General features: G+C 36.4%; 19 protein-coding genes. 14 read left to right on the top strand and 5 right to left on the bottom strand.

Annotated elements, in window-relative coordinates; genetic code table 11:
• Positions 1-181: 181 nt before the first annotated feature.
• The 12 genes from DEU39_RS14625 (at position 182) to DEU39_RS14570 (ending at position 14,210) form a co-directional block, all read left to right on the top strand.
• Positions 182-682 carry a M15 family metallopeptidase gene (locus DEU39_RS14625; protein ID WP_062673190.1) on the top strand — a complete coding sequence of 167 codons (501 nt, stop codon included), beginning with the start codon at positions 182-184 and terminating at the stop codon, positions 680-682.
• A gap of 190 nt (positions 683-872) precedes the next feature.
• Positions 873-1,910: a patatin-like phospholipase family protein gene (locus DEU39_RS14620; protein WP_062673188.1), complete on the top strand. Its 1,038-nt coding sequence runs from the start codon at positions 873-875 to the stop codon at positions 1,908-1,910.
• Positions 1,911-2,069: 159 nt separating this feature from the next.
• Positions 2,070-2,315, top strand: a complete 246-nt coding sequence (locus DEU39_RS24440) for a hypothetical protein (RefSeq protein ID WP_120232452.1) — start codon at positions 2,070-2,072, stop codon at positions 2,313-2,315.
• A 226-nt stretch (positions 2,316-2,541) separates the two neighbouring features.
• On the top strand, positions 2,542-3,300 hold the full coding sequence (locus DEU39_RS14610) for a leucine-rich repeat domain-containing protein (protein WP_120232451.1): 759 nt from the start codon (positions 2,542-2,544) through the stop codon (positions 3,298-3,300).
• A gap of 13 nt (positions 3,301-3,313) precedes the next feature.
• Complete coding sequence (locus DEU39_RS24435) at positions 3,314-5,497, top strand: hypothetical protein (RefSeq protein WP_183037423.1); 2,184 nt, start codon at positions 3,314-3,316, stop codon at positions 5,495-5,497.
• A gap of 7 nt (positions 5,498-5,504) precedes the next feature.
• Positions 5,505-9,335, top strand: coding sequence for a hypothetical protein (locus DEU39_RS14600; RefSeq protein WP_120232450.1), 3,831 nt, complete (start codon positions 5,505-5,507; stop codon positions 9,333-9,335).
• 53 nt (positions 9,336-9,388) lie between these two features.
• The gene (locus tag DEU39_RS14595) at positions 9,389-10,402 is read left to right on the top strand and encodes a hypothetical protein (RefSeq protein WP_062673182.1); all 1,014 of its coding nucleotides are present in this window, start codon (positions 9,389-9,391) and stop codon (positions 10,400-10,402) included.
• A gap of 6 nt (positions 10,403-10,408) precedes the next feature.
• Positions 10,409-11,053 carry a hypothetical protein gene (locus DEU39_RS14590; RefSeq protein WP_120232449.1) on the top strand — a complete coding sequence of 215 codons (645 nt, stop codon included), beginning with the start codon at positions 10,409-10,411 and terminating at the stop codon, positions 11,051-11,053.
• 105 nt (positions 11,054-11,158) lie between these two features.
• Complete coding sequence (locus DEU39_RS14585; RefSeq protein ID WP_147367595.1) at positions 11,159-12,073, top strand: hypothetical protein; 915 nt, start codon at positions 11,159-11,161, stop codon at positions 12,071-12,073.
• A 114-nt stretch (positions 12,074-12,187) separates the two neighbouring features.
• Positions 12,188-13,108 carry a helix-turn-helix transcriptional regulator gene (locus tag DEU39_RS14580; RefSeq protein WP_120232647.1) on the top strand — a complete coding sequence of 307 codons (921 nt, stop codon included), beginning with the start codon at positions 12,188-12,190 and terminating at the stop codon, positions 13,106-13,108.
• Between the two features lie 53 nt (positions 13,109-13,161).
• On the top strand, positions 13,162-13,779 hold the full coding sequence (locus tag DEU39_RS14575; protein WP_227941181.1) for a hypothetical protein: 618 nt from the start codon (positions 13,162-13,164) through the stop codon (positions 13,777-13,779).
• Positions 13,779-14,210, top strand: a complete 432-nt coding sequence (locus tag DEU39_RS14570; RefSeq protein WP_120232447.1) for a nucleoside deaminase — start codon at positions 13,779-13,781, stop codon at positions 14,208-14,210. The genes DEU39_RS14575 and DEU39_RS14570 overlap by 1 nt, the downstream gene beginning before the upstream one ends.
• 69 nt (positions 14,211-14,279) lie before the next feature.
• Here DEU39_RS14570 and DEU39_RS14565 read toward each other — a convergent pair whose 3' ends face one another.
• Positions 14,280-14,807, bottom strand: coding sequence for a GNAT family N-acetyltransferase (locus tag DEU39_RS14565; protein WP_120232446.1), 528 nt, complete (start codon positions 14,805-14,807; stop codon positions 14,280-14,282).
• A gap of 68 nt (positions 14,808-14,875) precedes the next feature.
• Positions 14,876-15,634: a type III pantothenate kinase gene (locus DEU39_RS14560; RefSeq protein ID WP_120232445.1), complete on the bottom strand. Its 759-nt coding sequence runs from the start codon at positions 15,632-15,634 to the stop codon at positions 14,876-14,878.
• A gap of 189 nt (positions 15,635-15,823) precedes the next feature.
• On the opposite strand from DEU39_RS14560, the gene DEU39_RS14555 reads away from it, so the two are divergent.
• The gene (locus DEU39_RS14555) at positions 15,824-16,426 is read left to right on the top strand and encodes a hypothetical protein (protein WP_147367594.1); all 603 of its coding nucleotides are present in this window, start codon (positions 15,824-15,826) and stop codon (positions 16,424-16,426) included.
• A 48-nt stretch (positions 16,427-16,474) separates the two neighbouring features.
• Here DEU39_RS14555 and DEU39_RS14550 read toward each other — a convergent pair whose 3' ends face one another.
• From DEU39_RS14550 to DEU39_RS14540, 3 genes are all read right to left on the bottom strand, one after another.
• Positions 16,475-18,313 carry a M1 family metallopeptidase gene (locus DEU39_RS14550; protein ID WP_120232443.1) on the bottom strand — a complete coding sequence of 613 codons (1,839 nt, stop codon included), beginning with the start codon at positions 18,311-18,313 and terminating at the stop codon, positions 16,475-16,477.
• A gap of 177 nt (positions 18,314-18,490) precedes the next feature.
• Positions 18,491-18,961: a DinB family protein gene (locus DEU39_RS14545; protein WP_120232442.1), complete on the bottom strand. Its 471-nt coding sequence runs from the start codon at positions 18,959-18,961 to the stop codon at positions 18,491-18,493.
• A 194-nt stretch (positions 18,962-19,155) separates the two neighbouring features.
• Positions 19,156-20,847 (bottom strand): DUF6909 family protein, encoded by a 1,692-nt coding sequence (locus tag DEU39_RS14540; RefSeq protein ID WP_120232441.1) that lies wholly within the window; start codon positions 20,845-20,847, stop codon positions 19,156-19,158.
• 303 nt (positions 20,848-21,150) lie between these two features.
• Between DEU39_RS14540 and DEU39_RS14535 the strand changes: the two genes are divergently transcribed.
• On the top strand, positions 21,151-23,346 hold the full coding sequence (locus DEU39_RS14535; protein ID WP_062673160.1) for a glutamine synthetase III: 2,196 nt from the start codon (positions 21,151-21,153) through the stop codon (positions 23,344-23,346).
• Positions 23,347-23,573: the final 227 nt, after the last annotated feature.

Below are 23,573 nucleotides of genomic sequence, written 5' to 3'. Positions count from 1 at the left end.
TTTTAAAAATTTAAAAGCAATTTTTTCTCATTTTTTGGATGTACAGATGAGCTACTTGTTGCTAAATCTCTTTTTATATTATGTTTTTTACCTAAGGTTGAATATTATAAAAATTTAAATAAAACACGTCAAGTTTCGTCGTCTCTGCGCTATACTTTTGTCTTATAACAAAATAAAAAATATGGACAAAGTAACCTTAGAAAGGATTCAGAAACTTCACCCGTTGGTAAGAGATGAAGTGAAGCAGATTATACAGGAATGTGATGAAGCTCTTACCGGAAGGGCTAAGATACGAATCACTCAGGGATTAAGATCTTTTGAAGAGCAGGAAAAGCTTTATGCCATCGGAAGAATTACTTCAGGAAAAAAGGTAACCAATGCGAAGGCAGGGCAAAGCATCCACAATTATGGACTTGCCGTAGATATCTGCCTGATGATCGACGGGAAAACAGCAAGTTGGGATACCGCAAAGGACTGGGATAATGACAAAGTTGCAGATTGGTACGAATGTGTGAAAATTTTTGCCCGTCACGGCTGGGACTGGGGTGGAAACTGGAAAACATTTAAAGACCTTCCCCACTTCGAAAAAAAGAATATTCCCTCTAAAAAAGGTCCTGTAAAAACCAGTTGGAGAACGCTCTTGAAGATGCCAAAAGACCAACAGAATTACGTTATTTTTTAGTCTCATTTATTTGAAATTAAATATAATACGACACGTTCTGTCGCCTCCTCAAGCTACCTTTGCTTTATAAGAAAACAAAAAAAAAGCAATGAAATCTCAATATGGAATCTCAACATTTTCTGACCAGTCAATAAGGTTCTGTAGATTTAAGATTGCATGTGTCCTTTTAACAAACCATTAAAAATATCACATGAAAAAGACAACCATTCTTTCTTTGGACGGAGGTGGAATAAGGGGAATTGTAACCTGCATTATTCTGCGTTACATAGAAGAACAGCTCCAGTATTATGATAAGCCTTCCGCCAAGCTGGGAGATTATTTTGATCTGGTAGCTGGCAGCAGCACCGGAGGTCTGATTGCTTCTATTATTCTCTCTCCTGATGAAACCCGAAAAGCAAAATATTCTATTCAGAAAGGATTGGAATTATATGCTGAAAAGGGCGGCGACATCTTCCAGGTTTCCTTTTGGGAAAAACTGGTTAATCCATTCGGATTATTGAATGAAAAAATTTCCCAGGAAGCTCTGGAAAAAAATTTACATGATTTCTTTGGAAATTTAGAATTAAAAGAATTAATAAAACCATGTTTAATAACAAGTTATGATATAGAGAACAGAAGGGCGAAACTTTTCAACTCGTGGAAAGCCAACCTCAGCACAGATAATTTCTATGTAAGAGATATCTGCAGAGCGACTTCAGCCGCTCCTACGTATTTTAGCCCTGTTCAGATTAAATCCATGTATGGCCAGATTTTCAGTTTGATTGATGGAGGAATGTTTGCTAATAATCCCGCGCTTTGTGCTTATGCCGAAGCAAGGAAGATTCCTTTCGCAGAAGTTTTAAAAAACCATCAGAAAGCTAATCACCCAAGCGTAAACGACATGATCATTGTCTCTATCGGAACAGGAATTGAAGCAAGACCTTATTCTTTTAAAAGATTGGAAAAGGCTGGAAAAATTGGCTGGGTAAGCCCAATCGTCGACATTTTGATGTCTGCCAACGCAGAAACAGTGGATTATCAGCTGGAACAAATGTTTCAGACGCTGGGACTTAGAAATCAAAAAAACTATTACCGATTGAATCCTTCACTGAAAAATGCTTCTCCCGCAATGGATAATGTAAGAAGATCCAATATCGAAAATCTGATACAAGCCGGATTGAGCTATATTGATGATCACAGAGAAACTTTGAACCAGATTGTTCAGAAACTCATCAAAAATAAAATATAAGCTTTTTACCTTATAACAGCATCATATAAGCTATTAAGATTATATTTAAAAATTAAAAAATCTTTTTAAAAACACGTCAAGTTTTGTCGCTTTGCCCCACTACCTTTGGAGTATTAAAAAGACGCAAAAACAACAATTCTTAAAAACTTTTAAAAGCCTTTGAATTCAACATTTTCTCATGCTGAACAGTCTAAAATATGTTCAAAATATAACCAACACCTTACAACACAAAACATGGAAACACCAGATCACAATACCGATGTACTCTTCAATGAAGATCTCTATACAATAGAATGGAGCGATATCGAAAATGCTGAGATGGACTATGAAAACTATCTCATTGACATTGAAAACTTCTTCAGGGAAGATTTTGAAAAAGGATTACTAGAAGAAGATATTTTTTAAATAAAAATTAATACAAGACAAGTTCTGGCGCTGTTCAACATTACTTTTGAAATCTCTATAATAACCGTACAGCAAACTCATTAAACATTCTCAATTCCTTTGAATTCACCATTCACAAAATGCTGAACAGCCAGAACTATGTCTGAAAATATAGCACAAAAGTGAGCATGCTTTATAAAAGAACAGATCACAGCAATCAACTTATTAATCAATCACACAACGTTTTATGAAAACAAAAGAAGAATTAAAGCTCTATTTTGAAAATGGAGATATCCCAAAACAGGAAGATTTTTGGGAATGGCAGGACGCTTACTGGCATAAGGATGAGAAAATTGACATGCGCAAGATCGCAGGTCTGGAGAATGGTACATTCAACATACTCTATGCTGAAATGGATGCTGATAAAAATGCTTCACTGGCTTTCTTTTCAAAAAGAAAAATTGTGATAAAAGAAGGAACACTCACTATTCCCAAAAATTTCACCGCAGGTCTGCAGGTAACTGACGTAGAAATCCCTGACTCTGTAACAACTATCCAGGAAAGCGCATTTAGTAACGGCGGCTTAACGACCTTTACAATTCCTCCAAAGGTAACCGAAATCCCCAATTGGGCTTTTTACAATAACAGATTAACGTCTTTATTTATTCCGGACAGCGTTATCAATATTGGAATACAGGCATTTACAGCCAATCAACTGAAAGAACTTCGTCTTCCCAAAGGAATAACGATTATCTCACAAGGAGCCTTCTCTGCCAATAAGCTGACATCTGTTGAGATTCCCGATGGAGTAACAGAAATTCACTCGGATGCTTTTGTCAGTAATCAACTCACCTCAGTAACCATTCCGGCCAGTGTACTCAAAATTGAAAACAATGCTTTCAGAGTTAACCAGCTTACAAAAGTAACATTAGGCCCTGAAACGACCTATTTACCTTATTCTTTTGACAGCACAGTGGAAATCGTGGGAGGAAAACTCATCAATTAAAATTTTTAAGCAAATGAAAACAAAACAAGAATTAAAAAAATATTTCGAAAACGGAGATATCCCGGTACAGGAAGAATTTTGGGAGTGGCATGATTCATACTGGCACAAAGATGAAAAGATTCCTGCAGCTCAATTAGATTATGATCTGTCACAAAAAGCAGATGCAAATGCATCCAATATAAATCCGCAGAATGCTCAGCTTTGGAAAGAAAAAATTGAAACGCAGACAGCTATTCAGGTTCCGCAATTAAATGGAAATATCTTAACGGTATTTTATACGGGTGAGAATGGGGTTCAGCAAAGTAAATCTGTAGATTTAAGCAGTCTGGTAACCCGTGATATCAGTATTGAAAATGCAGCATATGATGCCTCTCAAAATATGATTACCATTACCCAGAATGACGGTTCTGCCTTTCATATCAATCTTTCTGAATTCAGCATTATTCCTACTACCAATGCTGATGGAAGTGTAACATTATCACAGGAAGGACAGGAAAAAATCACTGTAAAAAAAGTAGCTTTAACAGGAAGTTATAATGACCTTTCTGACAAACCCACTTTTAGCGGGAATGATAATTTACAGAATGTCATAGACAGAGGTAACGGAACAACCAAACCTATTATTTTTCAGCCAAGCCAGGGCAGAGCAGGTGAAATCAATTTCAGCCCTACAACGTATTCCTTCTGGTTTGGAAATTTGAATACGGATCACACCGGAGCTTACGGACTGGGAATTGGTTATAACACATTATCAAAGTTAACCACCGGAGCAAATAACGTAGCTCTAGGTTCTTACGCTTTAAATGAAACCACCACAGGAAGATGGAATACCGCAACAGGTGTTTCAAGCGGAGCTAAACTTACCACGGGTAATTTCAATGCTTTTTTCGGAACACAAGCGGGAACTGAAACAACAACAGGAAACGGAAATACGTATATCGGAGATGAAGCAGGAAACAAAAATATTGCAGGAACCAATAACACCGCGCTTGGTCTGGGAGCCGCTTATTCCTTAACTAATGGTACTCAGAATACTTTTTTAGGTGCTTTTGCCGGAAATATTCATGGAAAAGCGACAACTTCAGGAGCATGGGGATCCAATACTTTTGTCGGATATAATGCCGCCTCCACTACGCATGCTATGGGTGTTTGGGGTGATAACAATGTCGTTATCGGCTGTAATGCCCCATTAGGAGGTTCAACCTTCAACAAACTGGTGATTGAATCCAATCCGGTAGCAAGACGCCATGATTTTGTAACGCCTTTAATTGGTGGAGACTTTGCTGCAAGAACATTGGATTTTGACGCCGTGATTTCTGCAAAAAGAACACCTTTAGCAGATAACACTTATACAAAAGTTGCGGTTCTTAATGCCGGTAATGTATTGGGATATAAAAACCTTTCCGACTTTCAAAACTACATTCCTATCACAGGAACAGAAGTAAACAATCCCGTTTCCGGTCATATCCAGTTTGAAAATGCCGAAGCTCCGGAAATTGAATCTCTTCTCTATAAAATCAATACTCAGGACGGAATTAAAAACCAGGTAGGTTTCTTTCCAAGCGGAGTTTTGATCACATCAGGCAGTGTAGATAATTCTATACAATCAAATTTAGATGTCAGTAAAGATTACGGTGTATTGGCTAGAGCTTATGGTGCAAAACTTAGTTTAAGTAATGCCGGAGCCTCTTTAACGAGTTTTACCGATCATTCTGACGGTAAAGGAATTATGGTAAGCAATTATCCTGATGAGCCTGTTATGGTAGAACATCAGGTATCAAATGCCAGAGGATTAAGTTCTAAAACTTATTTTGGAGACAACGCACAGGAAAATGATTACATCCAGAAACAATATGCAGACAAACAGCATTCCTACAGTACCAAAGAAGAGCTGACGGGTGGAAAATGGATCAACGGTAAGCCTGTCTACAAAAAAACCTTGTATCTGGATCAAATTCCGAGAACAGGTGAAATTGACTTAAGACCTGAATTCCCGGATCTCGAAACCATTATCTCCAACGAAATGTTTACAGAATGGGATGACCTTAAAGCGGCATTTGCAGGTAATCAGTGGCGAACAAAAGTCTACATCACTATTGAAAGAGAAAGAGCAATTATTGAACTGTTGAATACACCTGATTATGATTATTCTCTTATCAACTCGTTTACTCTAACACTTGAATACACCAAAAAATAAGAACGAAATGCCAACAAATAATACATCAACAGTAAAATCCGCATTTACTGTCGGAAAATCCTTAATAGGAGAAGGAATTATTAACTATAAAGAAACAAACCCTATGAATACCAATAACGCATCACAATCACTTTTCAGATTTGTAAGTCTGAGAAACCCTCAATTAACAGAAATTAAAGACAAAAACTTAGGATTTATCCACAGACCTAAAGGAGTAACCGGTGTTTTTGATACAGCAGTCGTTGGAAGACCTGCCAAAACTTTAAAATTTACAGCCATGAAAAGGGCTGCCGGAGAGTTTAACAATTCCGGATTCGAAAGCGAAAAGAAAATCGAAGAAGGAGCATTTAGAGACCTTCTGATGATCGGAAGAAAGCTTTCTAAAAAAGAAACATTAGAAAGCGCTGACTGGACGTTCGTTACGGATTATTACAAAAGCCTTATTAATACCAACAGACAGCTGAACGCAGAAGGAATTTCTATATTTTCCCAACTTTGGAATAATTATATTTATCAGATTGTTACCCAGGGAGATTTCTATATTAAAGAAGCAATCAGCCACATTTTAATGGCTATTCAGCTTGGTTTTGCCAGCAATCAGGACCTTACAGATCAGGAAATCATCAAAATTAATGGAGAAAAACCATTGGAAAAAGCAATGGATGGAAAAATCATACTTCCTACCATCCTATTTTCAGAAGATACGGAAACGGCTTCTTTAGTTTCATCTGCAAATGCTGAAGGTTCCGAACCGGCTTTGGCAGCAAGAACAGTTCAGAGATTAGAATCTGAAGCAAGAGCTTCTTTTGTATCCAGTAAAGCCATCCACAGAAAAGAATCCCTGAACACACTGAATTCCGAACTGGAAAAGCTTCAGAAAAAATTCCATAAATCCAGACATCAGGCCTATCAGGATGAGTATTCCAGATATATGACAGAAAACAAAGAACGTTTGGAACTGTATGACAGAAAGCTGGCCGAAGTAGACAGTAAAATCACTCCGGACATGTCCGAAGAAGAAAAAGAACGCCTTTACAGCACTTTGAAAGAATATGAAGTTGCGCCTTTCGTATTTACGTACAAAAATGAAATCAATTTGGAGGATTTGCAAGCAAAGCTTTCACCGGAATCTTTCGACCTTTTTGTAGAACTTTTCGGTGAATCCACAACCAGCTTAACTTCTGTGGCAGAAGATAAAGATAGCCTTCAGATCCTTTCGCATGACACTTTAAGAATGGGTGCCCAGACCATTGTTCTTGATGATGAGATTGAAAGCTATGCTGATGCTTTACTTGTTGTAAGAAACAATATCTCTGCTTCCATGGAGACGGCACTTCAAAACAGTCCTCTTCCGGAACAGCAGTATGCCAATATCGGCGGAGCTTCAATACCTCTTATTCAGAATACCACCAGAACACCGATGGCATACAGCTTGTATGCTCACAGTGCTTACGTAGTAGCAGGCAGCAGAGGATTTGTTAATTTTTCTTTTGAAGTTGAAGATGTTTCGTGGAGTGTTGCCAATGCTAAAATTACGGCTACAACAGATGCTGCCGGAACTTTCGAAGAAAATTACAGCAATATTTCTGTAGTTGATAATAAAATTACCTTACCTGCGGCTTTGGTAAACAGATTCAGAACCAGCTTTAGTTTCAAAATAGAAATTATTTTTGATAACGGAAGCCAGGCTTATGGAGAGATTGCCACACAATATCTGAAAGAAGACTTAAACCTTACCGGAATGCTGACTCTGAAGCGTGCAGCAGTTGAAAACCCGGGTACACCTGAACCAGGTACAACCCAAAAACGAAAAAATTTCGGGATCAAAAGATTGGGTGTAGCAGATTATATGAAAGTCGTGCAAAGTGTTCATGCTTATGTTCCGGGAGAAGTGTCCAATATTGAGAACGTTATGGCAAGCGAACTGAGACATAAGTCTTCCGTTTCCAGAGAATACTCTGAAATTACAGATACAACTTCCAAATCTCAGGAGACAGAGAAGATGTCAGACACTTCCAAAACTTCCAGAACGGATATGCAGACCGAAGTTGCTAAAGAAATTGAAAAGCAGCAGAGTATTTCTGCCTACACAAGATTCAGCTATGGAAATGACAGTGCCATGAAGTTTGAAATCGGAGCTGACTATGCCAATAATACGGCACAGCACGACAGTACAAGACAAGCTGTAATGAAATCTCAGGAAATTACAGAAAGAGCAATGGAAAGAGTTCTTACTAAAATTTCAGAAGAAAGAGTACAGAAAATCATCAAAGAATATACGGAAACCAATGTTCATGAATATGATAACAGAGGAAAGGTAACCAACACTGATGATGCTGAAGCGGCACAGCCTAAACACATTACCGGAGTTTACAGATGGATCGACAAGAAAATGAAAAACCAGATCTACAACTATGGTAAGCGTACGATGTTTGAGTTTATGGTTCCTGAACCTTCAAGATTACACCGTCTGGCTCTTACTGTTGCCAAGGCTCAGGTGCTTAAAGCTCCTGTAGATCCAAGAAAAGCACCGGAACCATGGTTAATGGCAGATCCAAAATCTGCAACGATTGTACAGATCCAGCATTGGGCTCAGGAATACGGAGTAACTTTAGAGGCATTCCCGGAAGCAACCAAACAAGTAATTCATACTGCTTCCAGCGTTCCTCAGACAAATGATGATTTTGGAATTGATCATACACAATTTACCATCCCAGACAATTATGCTGGTAAAAATGCAAGTTTCGCCTGCAGGTCAACAAGAAACAGAGGTGGTGGATGGTCAGGATCACGTTATTCTGAAGTGATGTTCTCAAACTTAAAAGGAGATATGATTGGCCGTTCTGAACGTGGTGGAGACCTTAATTTTGACGATGGATCATCTGGTTTCAATATCACAGGTAATGTATCTTTCCAGGTGAAGGGCCACAACGTAAGAAGTTATACCATCAAAGTCGTTGTGAACTGTGAGCTGAGCGATGCCTTTATCAGCAAGTGGAAAACAGACAGTTTTAATGATATTATTAAAGCCTATGAAGCTGCTTATGCCAAATTCCAGGAAGATCAGGCAAGATTAGATGCAGAGCAAAAAGAAAAAGAAGCTCAGCTTAAAGAAAGACAGGATACTTTCTACCGTTATATGGAACATGACGTGTTAAAGCACAACTGTATTGCTTATTTATTACAGGATTACCTTTATACATTAGGCCAGGAAACAACTAACGGTGCCGATGAGAAAACAACCATGGATAATTTCCAGGTATACCTGAATGAAAATCTTGACAGATATACAGCCCTTGCCAAGTTTATGGAACAGGCATTCGAATGGGAAATCATGGATTACACCTTCTATCCTTACTATTGGGCCAACCGTAAGAGCTGGCAGGAATTCTATATCAGCGAAAGTATGGACCCATTGTTCAGAAGTTTCTTACAGGCAGGTATGGCAAGGATTATCGTTACCGTAAAACCAGGTTTCGAAGCAGCTGTTCAGTTCTTCCTTGAAACAGGATTGATCTGGAATGGCGGTTCTGTTCCGGTAATCGGCGACCCAATGTACATGAGTATCGTAGACGAAATGAGACAGCCTACCGGAGAACCTCAGGGTAAATACTGGATTACCAGAATCCCTACTACCTTAACGATCCTTCAGGATAAATCCACAGGACTTCCGGTAAATCAGCCATTACCGATTTTCCCGGAAAATGATCCTAAAAATTGTGAAAACCCATCAGAATTGGAATTTGAAACAAGCTTTTCTCTGGATACTGACGCTCAATTATCACATAGTGATGGAGCTACAACATTACCGAGAGAATTAACAACAATATTTAAATAATAACAAGATCAGGCGGAAATTTACGCCGCCTGATTTTATTAAATCCAAAAACCATGTATGATTATAGACCTATAGGCATTTATAGTGCAAAAACAATGGCTGATGAAGAAAGAAAAAAGAAAAATTTCTTTGAAGATTCTACTATAGATGACCAACAACAAAAAAAGAAAAACATTAATCTAATAATAACTTTAGAGTCAGATGGAAAATACCAATTTGATGAAACTTTTAAAATGTGGGAAGTACGACATATTCCAAGTTTCGCAAACTATGAAAGCTTTGTAGACCTCTGTAAAAGATCTAATTTCAAAAATGTGGCTATAGTTCACCATGGAAACACCTTTTCAGATCATACCTACGCAAAGTCAATGAAAGTAGTTTTAGATGCTCTAGCTTTTAAAACTTTAAAAAATGTATTTGAAAAGCTGCCTAAAAAAGATTTAATATCTCTCAATGATGACTATTTTGAAGATTTCAGAAAGGAATCTGAAAAATATCATCAAGGAGGGTTGGAACTAAAAGATATTAAATCATATATTAGTCTAAAATTATTGTTAAGCAATATGTTAAACGGAGCCAATTTCTTTTCTGTTGCATGTGATGAAGCTGATGATAAAGGTTTTTTAAATGAACTAGGAAGTATGACAAACAAAGAAATAAAAATCTTTGCTAATTCAAATCGTTCAGATATTAAACAAAGGGCATATGAAGAAATTACTTCAACAAAAGAAAAAATATATTTTGGCTCATTATTAAACAATTATTTGACTCCTAGTGGCAAATTTTTCAACTCAGATGGCTGGTATATTTTTAATACTAAAAACAATACGTTAACAACGACAAAGAAAGACCTATGGTTATTAAGTAATACAAGTAGTGAAGTATATTTATTAAAAGAAAGAAGCCAAAATTTAACTCAGGATCAATTAGATGAAATTTATAGTGCACAAAAATATTACGCAAAAAATTATAAGAAGTTTTATATAGAAAAAATGCATGGAACAGAGACTTCATATAACCAAATGAGAGAGAAGATCAAGAAAAAATATCCTGATATAATAAAATAATATAACATGAAAAATAATATCCTTTTTCTGGCAGTCTTATTACTATGTAATTTTTTTTATTCTCAGAAAGTAAATGATTTAGATTCACTTAGAGTGAAATTTTGTCAAAAGAACTGCAAAGAATATAAAAGAGATTTATTATTAAAAAATAAAGGAGAAATAAATCCTGGTGATTTTGATAATAAATACTATGAAAGGTTTTCGATTCCATCAATACAAAGAACGAAAATATTTCCTTTTAATGAGTATGATTCAATTTACATAGCAAATCCTAACTTTATTAAAAATGTAGATGAGCCTCGAAATTACTTGGATACTAAATTTCATAATCAAATCAGAATGATTTCTTCATTAGAAAAAGAAAGATTATCGAATATTCTGTTTAATTACTCTAAAAAAAATATTTTTGTCAGAACAGGATTATCTAATAGTGTCGGCTGTGATTGTATCCAAGAAGAATATCCAAAGATTTTATTATTATTTAAAAGAGATGGGAAATTTAAAAAGTTTATTGCATTCCCTGATAATGGAAAAGACAGATATAATTTCACCGATCAAGAATATCAATATTTCGACTGGTCCATGGAAAAAGAACAGATGATTTTAGAATTATTCAGTAAAGATATTCTTCCTGATCAAAACTGTAAATAAGATATGTCAGCATAATAATAAACATTTCAAAACCAAAATTCTATATTGAAGCTTTTACGAGGTTCGAAACTCCGGAAAGCAAAAAAAGGATGGGTAGATCGAATTTTGATCAATAATTATAAGCCACAGCAATGCTGTGGCTTATATTTTTTAAACTGTCACATTCTTGCTATATTCATCATATATAAAAAATGGGAGCCAATTAAACCTATGAAAGTATTAACAATAAAAGAAAGTGAGTTAACATGTAACCGTTTAGATGGCGGAGGAGTTCCTATATATTATCACAATGGCAGCCCTTTTACAGGTATTGTTTTACGATACTATGACACTGGCGAGCTTTTTTGCGAAGAGGAATATAAAGACGGATATCAGGAAGGATGGTTCAGATCTTATCATAAAAACGGTAAAAAATACACAGAATACAAAGCCCATAACAACGTAGAATACAACGGGACTTATAAAAATCACTTTATTATGAAAGAAGAAAAAATAGATAAAATCATAATCTCATTAACAGATGTAAAAAAAAATGGGTTGTATAACCCAGATGGTACCTATGTAGGCTTTGATGTACGCACAGAGGACTATAAAGAAAATCCTGAATGGAATGAATTTGATTTCAAAAAAGAAGTTTTTGAAGAACTTTTAGGAGATGACTTTGGGAAGAAAGACTTTTACTATGAACCCAACACATGGGAGTTTGTTGTTGATGCACTGGAAAATAAAATTAGAGATGTACTGAAAACAATGAAAAAAGTACCGGAAGAGCATACCAAAAATCCTATGGAATATTTGAAAACTTACAAAAATGAACATTTTGATCCTATTACAAATCGTTCTATTTTTTATGAAGATGTTAAAGAATTTCTTGGTGAATTATATCATTATAATATTCGGGAAAATGTCAGAGATAAAAACTTATATTATTTTCAACTTTTTTACAATCATCTAAAAAGTAGTTTCAAAGAAGGGTTCCCTTTGTATATTACGGCAGCCACTATTGAAGACCAAAAATAAATGTCTATTTAAAACAAAAATAAAACACGACACGTTTTGTCGCATGAACCGCATATATTTGTCTTATAAAACTTTACCATGAACGCAGCGTTGCTGCACCCTAAAAATAGAGAAATGAAGAAAGATTTTTATCTGACAAGATATGCCTTAATAATTAAAAGATTAGAAAGTTCTCCGGCTACCTATTCACAGCTGGAGGACTATCTTTTAAACTCTTTTGAATTCCAGGATGCAGGAATCAAGAGCTACTCTATCCGTACCCTGCAGAGGGATATCCGGGAGATTTCCGATCTTTTTAACCTTTCTATTCACAACAAAAAAAAGGGCGACAACCGATATTATATCGAGAGCCGCCCGATTATGGAAGTGGATGAGTACAATCAAAAACTTCTTGAATCCTTTCAGGTGAGTAATGCCCTGAATCTTCATCCGGACTTTTCAGATTTCATCTTTTTTGAAAGCCGAAAACCCACCGGCGTAGAACATTTTTATGACTTGTTCTTTGCGATCAGAAATAAAAGAGTTGTAAGTTTTGAACACTACAATTACAAGAACAAACTTATGACCTCCAGAAAAGTACACCCTTTGGCTTTAAAAGAATCTAAAGACCGATGGTATCTTATTGCCATTGATACAAAAGATAAAGTTTTAAAATCATTCGGGCTGGACAGAATTAATTATCTGGACGTATCCAAAAATCAGTTCAGGGAAAAGTATAAATACAACTTCAGAGAGCATTTCAAAAATGCATTTGGGGTGATGAACCTGGCAGAACAGAAACCACAGAACATTGTATTAAAATGCAGCCGCCATCAGGGAGAATACATCAGAAGTTTTCCTCTTCACCAATCGCAGAAAGAAACGAAAGAAACTCCGGAAGAGATTTATTTTGAGTTCTTCCTCCACCCTACTTATGATTTCATGCAGGAGATTCTTTCTTACGGAAAAGAAGTAACCGTTCTGGAACCGAAAGGTTTAGTTGATGACATCCGCAATCATTTACAGGAATCTTTAAACCGTTATCTTGAAAGCTGATCATCAGGAATATATTTCATATTTTTTGTTATATTTACATAAATAAACCTTTATTGAAAACTTTATTCATTGGCATCAGCTGCTTTATTTCTTCCTTTTTTCTCGCACAGCAGAAAGAAGAGTTCAGACTCGTAAAGAGTTATTATAATCAGCACAGAAATATGCTGAATAAAGAGTTCAAAAAGAAATTTGATGCAGAATCCAATACGGTAAAAAAAGCTGCGATAAAGGGAGACTTTCTTTTTTTCATGAAAAAAATGGACAGCATTGAAAACAATGCTCTGATTGGAGCTTTATTAAAAGTCAGGAATCTGGAAGACCTTCAGACCATCAAAAATCCCAGGCTCACCTCATCTGAAAAGTTTGCAGATGCTGAAAAGATTGCAGATTATCCAGGTGGAATTAATTCTTTGAGACAGGAAGTCGCCAATCTGCTGTATGTTGACGGAGTATATTCTAAAGAGAAGATGATAAAAACGGATGTTGATTTTATTGTTGAAAAAGATGGAACAGTAAGTAATGTTCATGCACAGGGTGACAATTTCACCTTTAACAGACAGGCAGAAATTGCTTTATATTCTCTGGCGGAAAAATTTTCCCCGGCAATGCTGAAGGGCGACCCTACTATTTACCGCTTTAAACTTCCTTTAACTTTAACGATAACAGATTAATGTTTACCGACGAATATTACATGAAAATGGCACTGCAGGAAGCAGAGGCCGCTTTAGAAAAAGATGAGGTTCCTATAGGGTGTGTAGTAGTTTCCAACAACAGAATTATTGCAAGAGCTCACAATCTCACTGAAACATTAAATGACGTGACCGCCCATGCCGAAATGCAGGCCATCACCTCTGCTGCTAACTTCCTGGGAGGAAAATACCTGAAAGACTGTACGCTTTACGTAACGATGGAACCTTGTGTGATGTGCTCAGGCGCACTTTCCTGGTCTCAGATCTCGAAAGTAGTGATTGGAGCGCGGGATGAACAAAGAGGTTTTATCAATAAACATCTTTCTCTCCACCCTAAAACAGAAGTTATTACGGGAATCATGGAAGCGGAATGCTCTTCTATTGTTAAAGAATTTTTTAAAAGTAAAAGATAATTAAAGACAAAAGCCGGAGGATATTGATATTCTCCGGCTTTTAATTTTATAAATAGTAAGACGATCTGTTTAGTCTTTTAAGATACAATATCTCACCAGATCAAAATATTCTCCGTCCTTTTTCACTTCTTTTATCAGAACAGCCTCCTGCTCCATTCCTGCTTTCTCCATAATTCTTCCGGAAGCAGGATTGTGGGGAAAATGAGTAGCAAAAATTTTATTCAGCTTCAATTCATTAAAGCCAAAATCTATTATTGCTTTTGCAGCCTCGGTTACATACCCTTTGTTCCAGTAAGGAATTCCTATCCAGTAGCCAAGTTCAGCTTTATCATCATCTCTGTCATGCAGTCCGATAGCTCCTATGATTTGACCTTCTTTATTCCGGATAGCAAACGTATAACCTGTATTATTTTCAAAAGCTTCTTTTGACATTTTCACCCAGGATCTGGCATCATTTTCCACGTATGGATAAGGAATATTGGAGGTAAGGTCAGAAAAAATCCTATGCTGAAGAAGTTCAACGATAAAAGGGATATCCTTTTCTTCCAGCTGTGAAAGGATCAGTCTTTCGGTTTGTAGTACGGGAAATTTTTCCATTATATTAATTGTAAGATTGAGGAACTAAAGTATCAGCTGGATTCAACCTCAACCTTAATCATTTAAATTTATAAATCTTTTCCGAGGAAATAAAGACCTTTCAAGGTATGGAGCCTGTCCATCACATGAATCTTATCCGTAAGGGGTTTGTAAACATGGGAAACTCCTCCTGTTGCCACTACAAAACAATCATCGTTCACTTCCTCATTGATACGGGTTACAAAACCTTCTACCATACCGAGAAAACCATATACCATACCACTTTGCATACAGGTTACCGTATCCAGTCCCAAAACAGATTTTGGTTTCTTCAGTTCGATATCCGGAAGCTGTGCGGTCTGGTTAATCAGTGAATTCAGAGAAGTTACAATTCCCGGAGCGATAATTACTCCTAAAGTCTCCCCTGTTTCTGCTACACAGCTTGCCGTAAGTGCTGTTCCGAAATCTATGACAATCTTCTTTCTGTTTGGGTACAAATTGTGTGCAGCCACCAGGTTGGCATAGATATCGGTTCCCATCTGCTTGGATTTAGCCTGCACTCCGGAAGGTGTATTTCTGTCAACAATCACAGGATTTGTTCCATGAATTTTTTTGATCCCGGAGCTCATTACTTTGGTAAGCTGAGGTACTACGGATCCGATAATTACCTTATCAATCTCTTTCGGATCAATTTTATAGGTTTGATAGAGCATCAGCATCTGTACATAAAGTTCATCTGCTGTTCTGTAAGGTTTTGTATTGATGACCCAAGAAATATCACAATTATCGCCATTGAAAAGACCGAATCTGATATTGCTGTTTCCTACGTTTATTACAATTGAATTCATTGATATATTTTTCAGAAGAAATTCATTATATAAATTGAAATCCTGCTTATTTTTGAGGCACTAAATTTAATAATTTTAAAAAAAAGAACCTGTCATTATCCAACTAAATTACAATGGCTCACTTATTTTTTCTTTCCTGAGAACAAATCACTATATTTAATAACACATTATAATTATTCTGACTAACTCATGAAAAAACTGATCCTCGGTACTTTACTATGCCTCAGCGTCACCATTTTTGCGCAATCCGGCAATTCAATGGCAAGCATTTTACAAAAAATAAAGAGTCAGTCGAAAATTGATACTCAGGATAAAACAGTTTATGATCTGATGGATGAGTTTTATCAAAAAAATCTTCAGGCTGACAATGATGAAATGACTCCCGAGTTTACCCACAAACTTCAAAGAGCAGTTTCTGATTCAAATACCAAGAATATACACCTGCTTTATCTTTTTTTGATGTATCAGCAGCATATCAGCCAGGCCGTGGCAGAAGGAAAAAAACCTAATCCCGTGTTTCAGATTGAAACCATGAATCTTCTGGAAAGTGAAACAAAGGAAGTATATGGAAAGCTTCCGGCAATCATTTACATTTTTAAAGCAGAGGCTTTAGATAGCGGCTCAAAAAAAGAAGAAGCACAAATGACGGTGGCCAGCGGCTTAAAAGAATATCCGGATTCTATTCCCTTAAAGGTATACAGTTATTTAAATACCAAAGATGAAAATTTGCGGAAGGATCTTACTCAAAATCATCCCAATCACTGGATGGTACAGCAATTTGGAATAAAATAAAAAAAACCACAGATTCATCTGTGGTTTTTTCGTTGTATATGTCTATTGTTATTTCACTTCAACAAAGTTATTTTCCATATTCACATCTGCAATTCTCTGGCTGAAATCAATTCCCAGGACAGATAATTGAGATTTTGTGTAAGGAATGGTAAGCGTATATTCTTTCTGAGTCCAAGGCCAGTAAGGCATTGTTTTAAACTCACCATACGCATCCTTTTCTTTCCATGTATGAGTCATATTCATTGGAATCTGATACGTAACGATCTTCTTATCGGTTGTCATTACGCCAAAATCAATTGGCATTGGAACCTGGCCATTATTGACTAAGGTAATGGTAGTAGATTTTGCATCGTATTTTACATCCTTAATTCCGTAATCGATAGTTTTTGTCGTATTGATCCAGTAGTTATGGAACCATTTCAGATCCATCCCTGAAACTTTCTGTGCAATGTGAAGGAAGTCCCTGTCTGAAGGATGCTTCATACTCCACTGATCATAATATTGCTTTAAGGTTTCGGCAAGATTCTGCTCTCCCATAATATATCCAAGCTGCACCAGGTATAACTCACCTTTTACATAAGATGCAAATGTGTAAGACGTCCCGTTATCATGGTGATCACCTAACCAAACAGCTGGCTCTTCAATTCCTTTCTTAACAAATTTTCTGTAGGCATCCAATCTTTCAACAAAAGGATTCGGAAGATCTTCAGGGAATAACTGATACATGGTATAGCCTTCCGCATAGCTTGTAAAACCTTCATCCATCCACGGACGTACAGATTCGTTAGTGGCAAGCATCTGCTGATACCATGAGTGAGATCCTTCGTGAGCCATTAATCCCATCAAATCTTTAACACTTTTAGCTTCTCCTAAAATCATGGTACACATCCCGTACTCCATTCCGCCGTCTCCCCCTTGAATAAAGGCATAGGTAGGATATACATATTTTCCGAAATGAGCATTCATGATCTGGAAATACTTCGTGATATACGGCTGAGATTCACCCCACGCTTTCGTTTTATCATTTTTCTGATACACCAGATATACTTTCGGACCTTCCGGAACATTGAAGCTTTCTACAGAATAATCTCTGTCTGCACTCCATGCGAAATCAAGGATGTTTTTTGCCGTCCATTTCCAGATTGCCTTTTTATCTTTTTCCGTTTTTATTTTTGCATTGGCATCATAGCCTTTCACTTCTGAAGGGTTCTCCAGAATTCCTCCTGCTCCTACTACATAATCTTTATTGATTTTAATAGTAACATCAAAATCGGAGAACGGAGCATGAAATTCTCTTCCCAGATAATCGAAAGTTGCCCAGCCATCATAATCATATTCAGCAATTTTCGGATACCACTGAGTCATTGTCATGTCTACTCCTTCCCTGTTATTCCTTCCGCTTCTTCTGATCTGCATAGGAATCACAGCATCCCAATCCATTGTAAAGGTAGTCTTAGAATTAGGTTTGATAGGTTCTGCCAGATACACTTTCATAATGGTTTCCTGAACTTCAAATTTCAGCTCTTTCCCATTTTGTTTAATCCAGTGAATATTCTGAGCACCTTCCTGGTCTTTTGGAATGGAAGCCAGTCTTGAAATACCGTCTTTCTGAAGTCTCCCATCACCATTTTTTCCCTGTGAAGCCACTCTCTGATCCATCATGGAATTAGGTTTGAAAGCATTCCAGTATAAATGGAAATAAACCACATTCAGCTCATCCGGCGAATTGTTGGTGTATTCTAAAGTTTGTTTTCCCTGATAGGTAAATTTTTCAGCATTAACATCAATATCCATCTTGTACTTCGCAGTCTGCTGATAATAAGCTCCTTGCTGAGCCTGAAATTGTGAAATGATAAACGCAAAAATGATTGCAGCCGATTTTCTCATTTAAAATTTTATTTTTTCTAAAGGTAGGTAATTTAACTAAGAACCTCAAATAGGAGTTATTCTGAGGTTTTATTCTGTTTGTTATGATTTTAGATGGATTTTATTTCGGGTTGTTAAATTCTTTTTTTAACCTTATTTGTGATCCTTGTCAAGGTTTTAGACCTTGACAAGGATACTTTATCGGCTTTTCAACAGTTTTTTAATTAAAGTAATCTGGCCCAGGTGATAGTAGCAATGCTCAATCATTCCGTCGATATTTCTTCGGTAAGTTCCATATTTTTCATCAACGAAAACCTCATCAAGTTGGGAATCCGGCATTTGTTCCAATAATGCGGCAAACCTTTCAGAATCCGTCCAGAGTTTACTCAGCAAGTCTTCCCATTGTTGCTGAGATTCTATAGAAGGAAGATCAAAACTGAATTTATCTTTAATCTCAAGATCTCCTCCTTCAAAGACATTGACAATTCCTGCAATATAATAATCAATGTGAAAAGTGAGCATCGCAATAGTGTTTAAAGAATCAATCTTTGTCACAGCCTGTTCCCAGCTCACCTCTGAAAGCTGATCTTTAAAATTGGTATTGGCGATCCAGAAACCATCCAGCAGTACTTCTCTGAATCTTTTGGCGAGTTGTGAAACTGAGCTCATGGATATTTTATTTATGTTTCCTAAAGATAAGTTTTTATTTAAACACAAATGTTACCAATGAAAACCACTATTTTAAACACAATAAAATAGTGCAATTTGTGCAAATACATTTGTGACATTCGTGTTTAACTAATTACAAAAAAACCTCAAATACAAAAGTATCTGAGGTTAATATTATAATGATTGAATTATAATTATTTTTTAGCAGAAGCTTCTTTTTTACCGCTTCTTAAAATCTTTTCAAGGATTCTTAAAGTGATCAGATACGTTGGTTTTACTCCTGTAAGACCCAAACCTCCTGAAGATAGTGTACTTCCCGTTTCCAGCGGATTATCCGATGCATAATAGGCATACATGACAAACAAATCCGGTGAAATATGGTGCCTGATCTTAGATGCCACCTGAATAGCTTTCTGGTAGTGTGCTCCTTCCATTTCAAGACCAATAGCTTTCCATGAAGTATTCATAAAATAGGAAAGGATATCTTTATTCTGTAGAGAGGTTCCCAATACTGTAATCATTGGTCCTTCAAAAGCTTTTAATTCATCATCTTTAAAATCTTCCAGTTTTAAAGCATTTTCAAAAGGATAGTTATCTGCTGTTCCTTCAAAGATATGGGAAGTAGGAATCATGATATCACCTTTCTCTCCGGTAAGAATACCTGCTTTACCCATAATGGAAACAGATTTTACATGCATCATATACACTTCTCCTTTATGCTCAAAAGGTCTAAGTAATTCATCCATTACTTCAAAAGCCTGCTCTCCGAATGCGTAGTCAAAAACCATTACCACATCATCTCCTCCGAACTTGCAGTCTGCAAATGGCGTATTTTTCAGGTCTGTTTTGCTGAGGTCTATGATCTGTACATCAATATTACTTCCACTCTTATCTGCAATATGAATCATCCCTTCATCCAAAGCATATTTTAAAACTTTATCACGAAGTTCTTTCTTATTTGAAATCTCTTCGTACAGTTTATAATCCACCTCGTGGTGCTGCTTCTTTTTAAGGGCATTATTGGCATACAGCATATTTTTCACCGAGTGCATATTGGCTGAAATAATATGTAACGGACGCATATGAAGATTGTTTTCAAATAAAACCTCTTTCACTTTATTCGCCCATTTTTCTCCAAAATAATGATGACCTACTCTTTCTTTTAATATAGAACTGAAATGAATCTCTCTTTCTCTGCTTCCTTTTGCATCATCAAGACTTACTTTTGCTAAGTTGTAAATGATTTTAAACAGACGGTCAGGATTATGATCGTCACCAAAAGTATTATAAGCTCTTAAAGTCTCATCAAAAGATCTTCCTATTAAAGAAGAAAGATGAATAAGTGCTACTTCTTTTTCTTTTCTACTGTATTTCTTTTCACCCTTTACCACTTCTTCAATAATTTTGAAGGCACGTGTCGGCTTCCAGTTTTCGTCCTGGATAAATGCCAGATTACGGACTTTGTCAGCTTCTATAAAAAGGAAGGTAAGGTGGGTAAGAATATCATAAATTTCGGAACGGCCCAAAAGAACCTCAATATTCATCTGGTGTTCGTCTATTCTATAACAGTTTCTTCTTCTTTTCTTCGGAACAATGGGTTCGAAACTTCCTTTATCAAACCCTTCATCAGATGTAAGATGAATAAAAGCACATTCTTCAATTCCTTCCGGAAGTCTGTCCAGTACATACATCAAACCGTCAAGTTCCAATTTACTTGGAATATTCATGGTTCCATAAATTTCGGGATTGATGGTCTTCAACAAACTTCTGATACTTTCTCCTGAAACTCCGCCCGGCTTGAAAAATCCTCTATAAAATAGGTGTCTCATAGAGATATATAGTCTTTCAATAGCCTCTGTGGTTTCTCTTGCTCTAGAATTTGTCATAAAATAAATTTCACACAAATATACAAAATCTTTGCCCACTTTATTTTAACTGTCTTTTAACAAGTCGTTTAATCCCATCGTATTATTTTAATTTGCACAATATACAGTATATTTACATTGACATCTATAAAACAGGCGCGAATTCTCACATCTTAAACATTAAATCACAAACACCCCTGTTAAAAAACACCAAACAATTGTTTAAATTATATAAATTTTCAGATCACCCCTAAAATTTTTAGGGTTAAAATATTTTTGATTCATTTTTTTTGTAAATTTGCGCTGTAAAAAATCAACCCAATTATGTCAACCTTAAGATTCAAAGCATTAGAAACCCTTCCATTTAAGGATTTCAGAAAAGACAACTCTGTTGAGATCCCTGCGAAATTATCAGAGCTATTCTGTAAAAATGTTTTCTCAGAAGAAACCATGAGAGAATATTTAACAAAAGAAGCATTCGGTTCTATCATGGATGCGATTAAAAAAGGAACTAAGATCCAGAGACATATTGCAGATCAGGTAGCTGTAGCGATGAAAGACTGGGCAATGAGCAAAGGGGTAACCCACTACACGCATTGGTTCCAGCCTTTAACAGGTACTACTGCAGAAAAGCACGATTCTTTCTTTACACCCATTGAAGGAGGAAGAGCAATTGAAAGATTCAGCGGAAACATGCTTATCCAACAGGAACCAGACGCATCGTCTTTCCCTAACGGAGGTATCAGAAATACTTTTGAAGCAAGAGGTTATACAGCCTGGGATCCTACGTCTCCGGCATTCATCATGGGAACTACATTATGTATTCCTTCCATCTTTATCTCTTATACAGGAGAAACACTAGATTACAAAGCACCTCTTTTGAGAGCTTTGAATGCTGTAGATGAAGCTGCGACTAACGTAATGCAGTATTTTGACAAAAACGTAACGAAGGTAACTCCTACTTTGGGTTGGGAGCAGGAATATTTCCTTGTTGATTCAGCATTATACCAATCTCGTCCTGACCTTGTATTAACAGGTAAAACCTTATTAGGACATTCTCCTGCAAAAGGACAGCAATTGGACGATCACTATTTCGGTTCTATTCCTACAAGAGTAATGAACTTCATGAAAGAGCTGGAAATCGAATGTATGAAGTTAGGAATTCCTGCAACAACAAGACACAACGAGGTTGCCCCTAACCAGTTTGAGCTTGCTCCAATGTTTGAAGAAGTAAACGTTGCGGTAGACCACAACTCTCTGTTGATGGACATCATGGCAAGAGTAGCTCACAAACACCACTTCCACATTCTTTTCCACGAAAAACCATTCGCGGGAGTAAACGGAAGCGGAAAACACAACAACTGGTCATTAGCAACAGATACTGGTGAAAACCTTTTAAGCCCTGGAAAGAATCCAAAGAAAAACTTACAGTTCTTAACATTCTTTGTTAACACGATTAAAGCTGTTCACGAATATGCAGACCTTTTAAGAGCAAGTATTGCTTCTGCAAGCAATGACCACAGACTTGGTGCCAACGAAGCTCCTCCTGCAATTATTTCCGTATTTATCGGAACCCAGTTGTTCAGTGTATTGGAAGAACTTGAAAAAGTAACCAACGGAAAACTATCTCCGGAAGAAAAAACAGAATTAAAATTAAATGTAGTCGGAAAGATTCCAGAAATCCTGTTAGATAACACAGACAGAAACAGAACTTCTCCATTTGCATTTACAGGAAATAAATTTGAAATCAGAGCGGTAGGTTCTTCTGCAAACTGCGCAGAGTCCATGACCGTAATGAATACTATTGCTGCAAAACAGCTTAATGATTTCAAGAAAGAAGTGGATGCTTTAATTGAAACAGGTCTTAAGAAAGACGAAGCCATCTTCAACGTATTGAGAGAATACATCAAGCAGTGTAAAAACATTATGTTTGAAGGAGACGGATATTCTGATGACTGGGCGAAAGAAGCTAAGAAAAGAGGATTAAACAACCTCAAAACCACTCCTGAAGCTTTGAAACAGGAAATGGATAAGAAGTTCTTAGATCTGTATGAAGAAATGGGAATTTTCAACCACAGAGAAGTGGAAGCAAGAAACGAAATCAAGCTAGAGAAATATTCTACAGTAATTGATATCGAATCAAGAGTATTAGGAGATATCGCAAGAAACCACATCATTCCTTCCGCATTAAATTATCAGAACAGATTAATTGAAAATGTAAAAGGTCTTAAAGAAATCTTTGGTGATAAAGAGTTCAAATCTTTGGCAAAAGAACAAATGAGTTTAATTACAAGCATTTCTGAAAATGTTTCTAAAATTAAACTTGGGGTTGAAGAACTTCTAAAAGCCAGAGAAACTGCCAAAGGTATTTCAGACAGCCAAAAACAGGCAGAAAGCTATTGTAATAAAGTAAAACCATTATTCGATCCGATCAGAGAAGCTTCTGACGCACTGGAAATGATGGTGGACGATGAGCTTTGGCCGATGACAAAATACAGAGAAATGTTGTTTACAAAATAACGTCCTGTAAAGTTCCATATTAGTTTAAATTCCTCGGTTTTCCGGGGATTTTTTTTGTTTTATTAACAACCCTTAAAATTAGAGTTTTATGTCACAAAACCTGATTTCTAGAAGAAAGTCGATTAGGTTTGTTAAAGAATCTTAATAAAAAAAACCGCACACTTACCAAAAACAGGCTGTTGCGGTTTATTTTTCTTTAACATATGTAAATTATATGTTAAAATGTG

Origin of the sequence: Chryseobacterium sp. AG363 (assembly GCF_003610675.1) — a bacterium.
Taxonomy (GTDB): Bacteria; Bacteroidota; Bacteroidia; order Flavobacteriales; family Weeksellaceae; genus Chryseobacterium; species Chryseobacterium cucumeris.
This window is presented reverse-complemented; position numbering and strand designations above follow the sequence as displayed.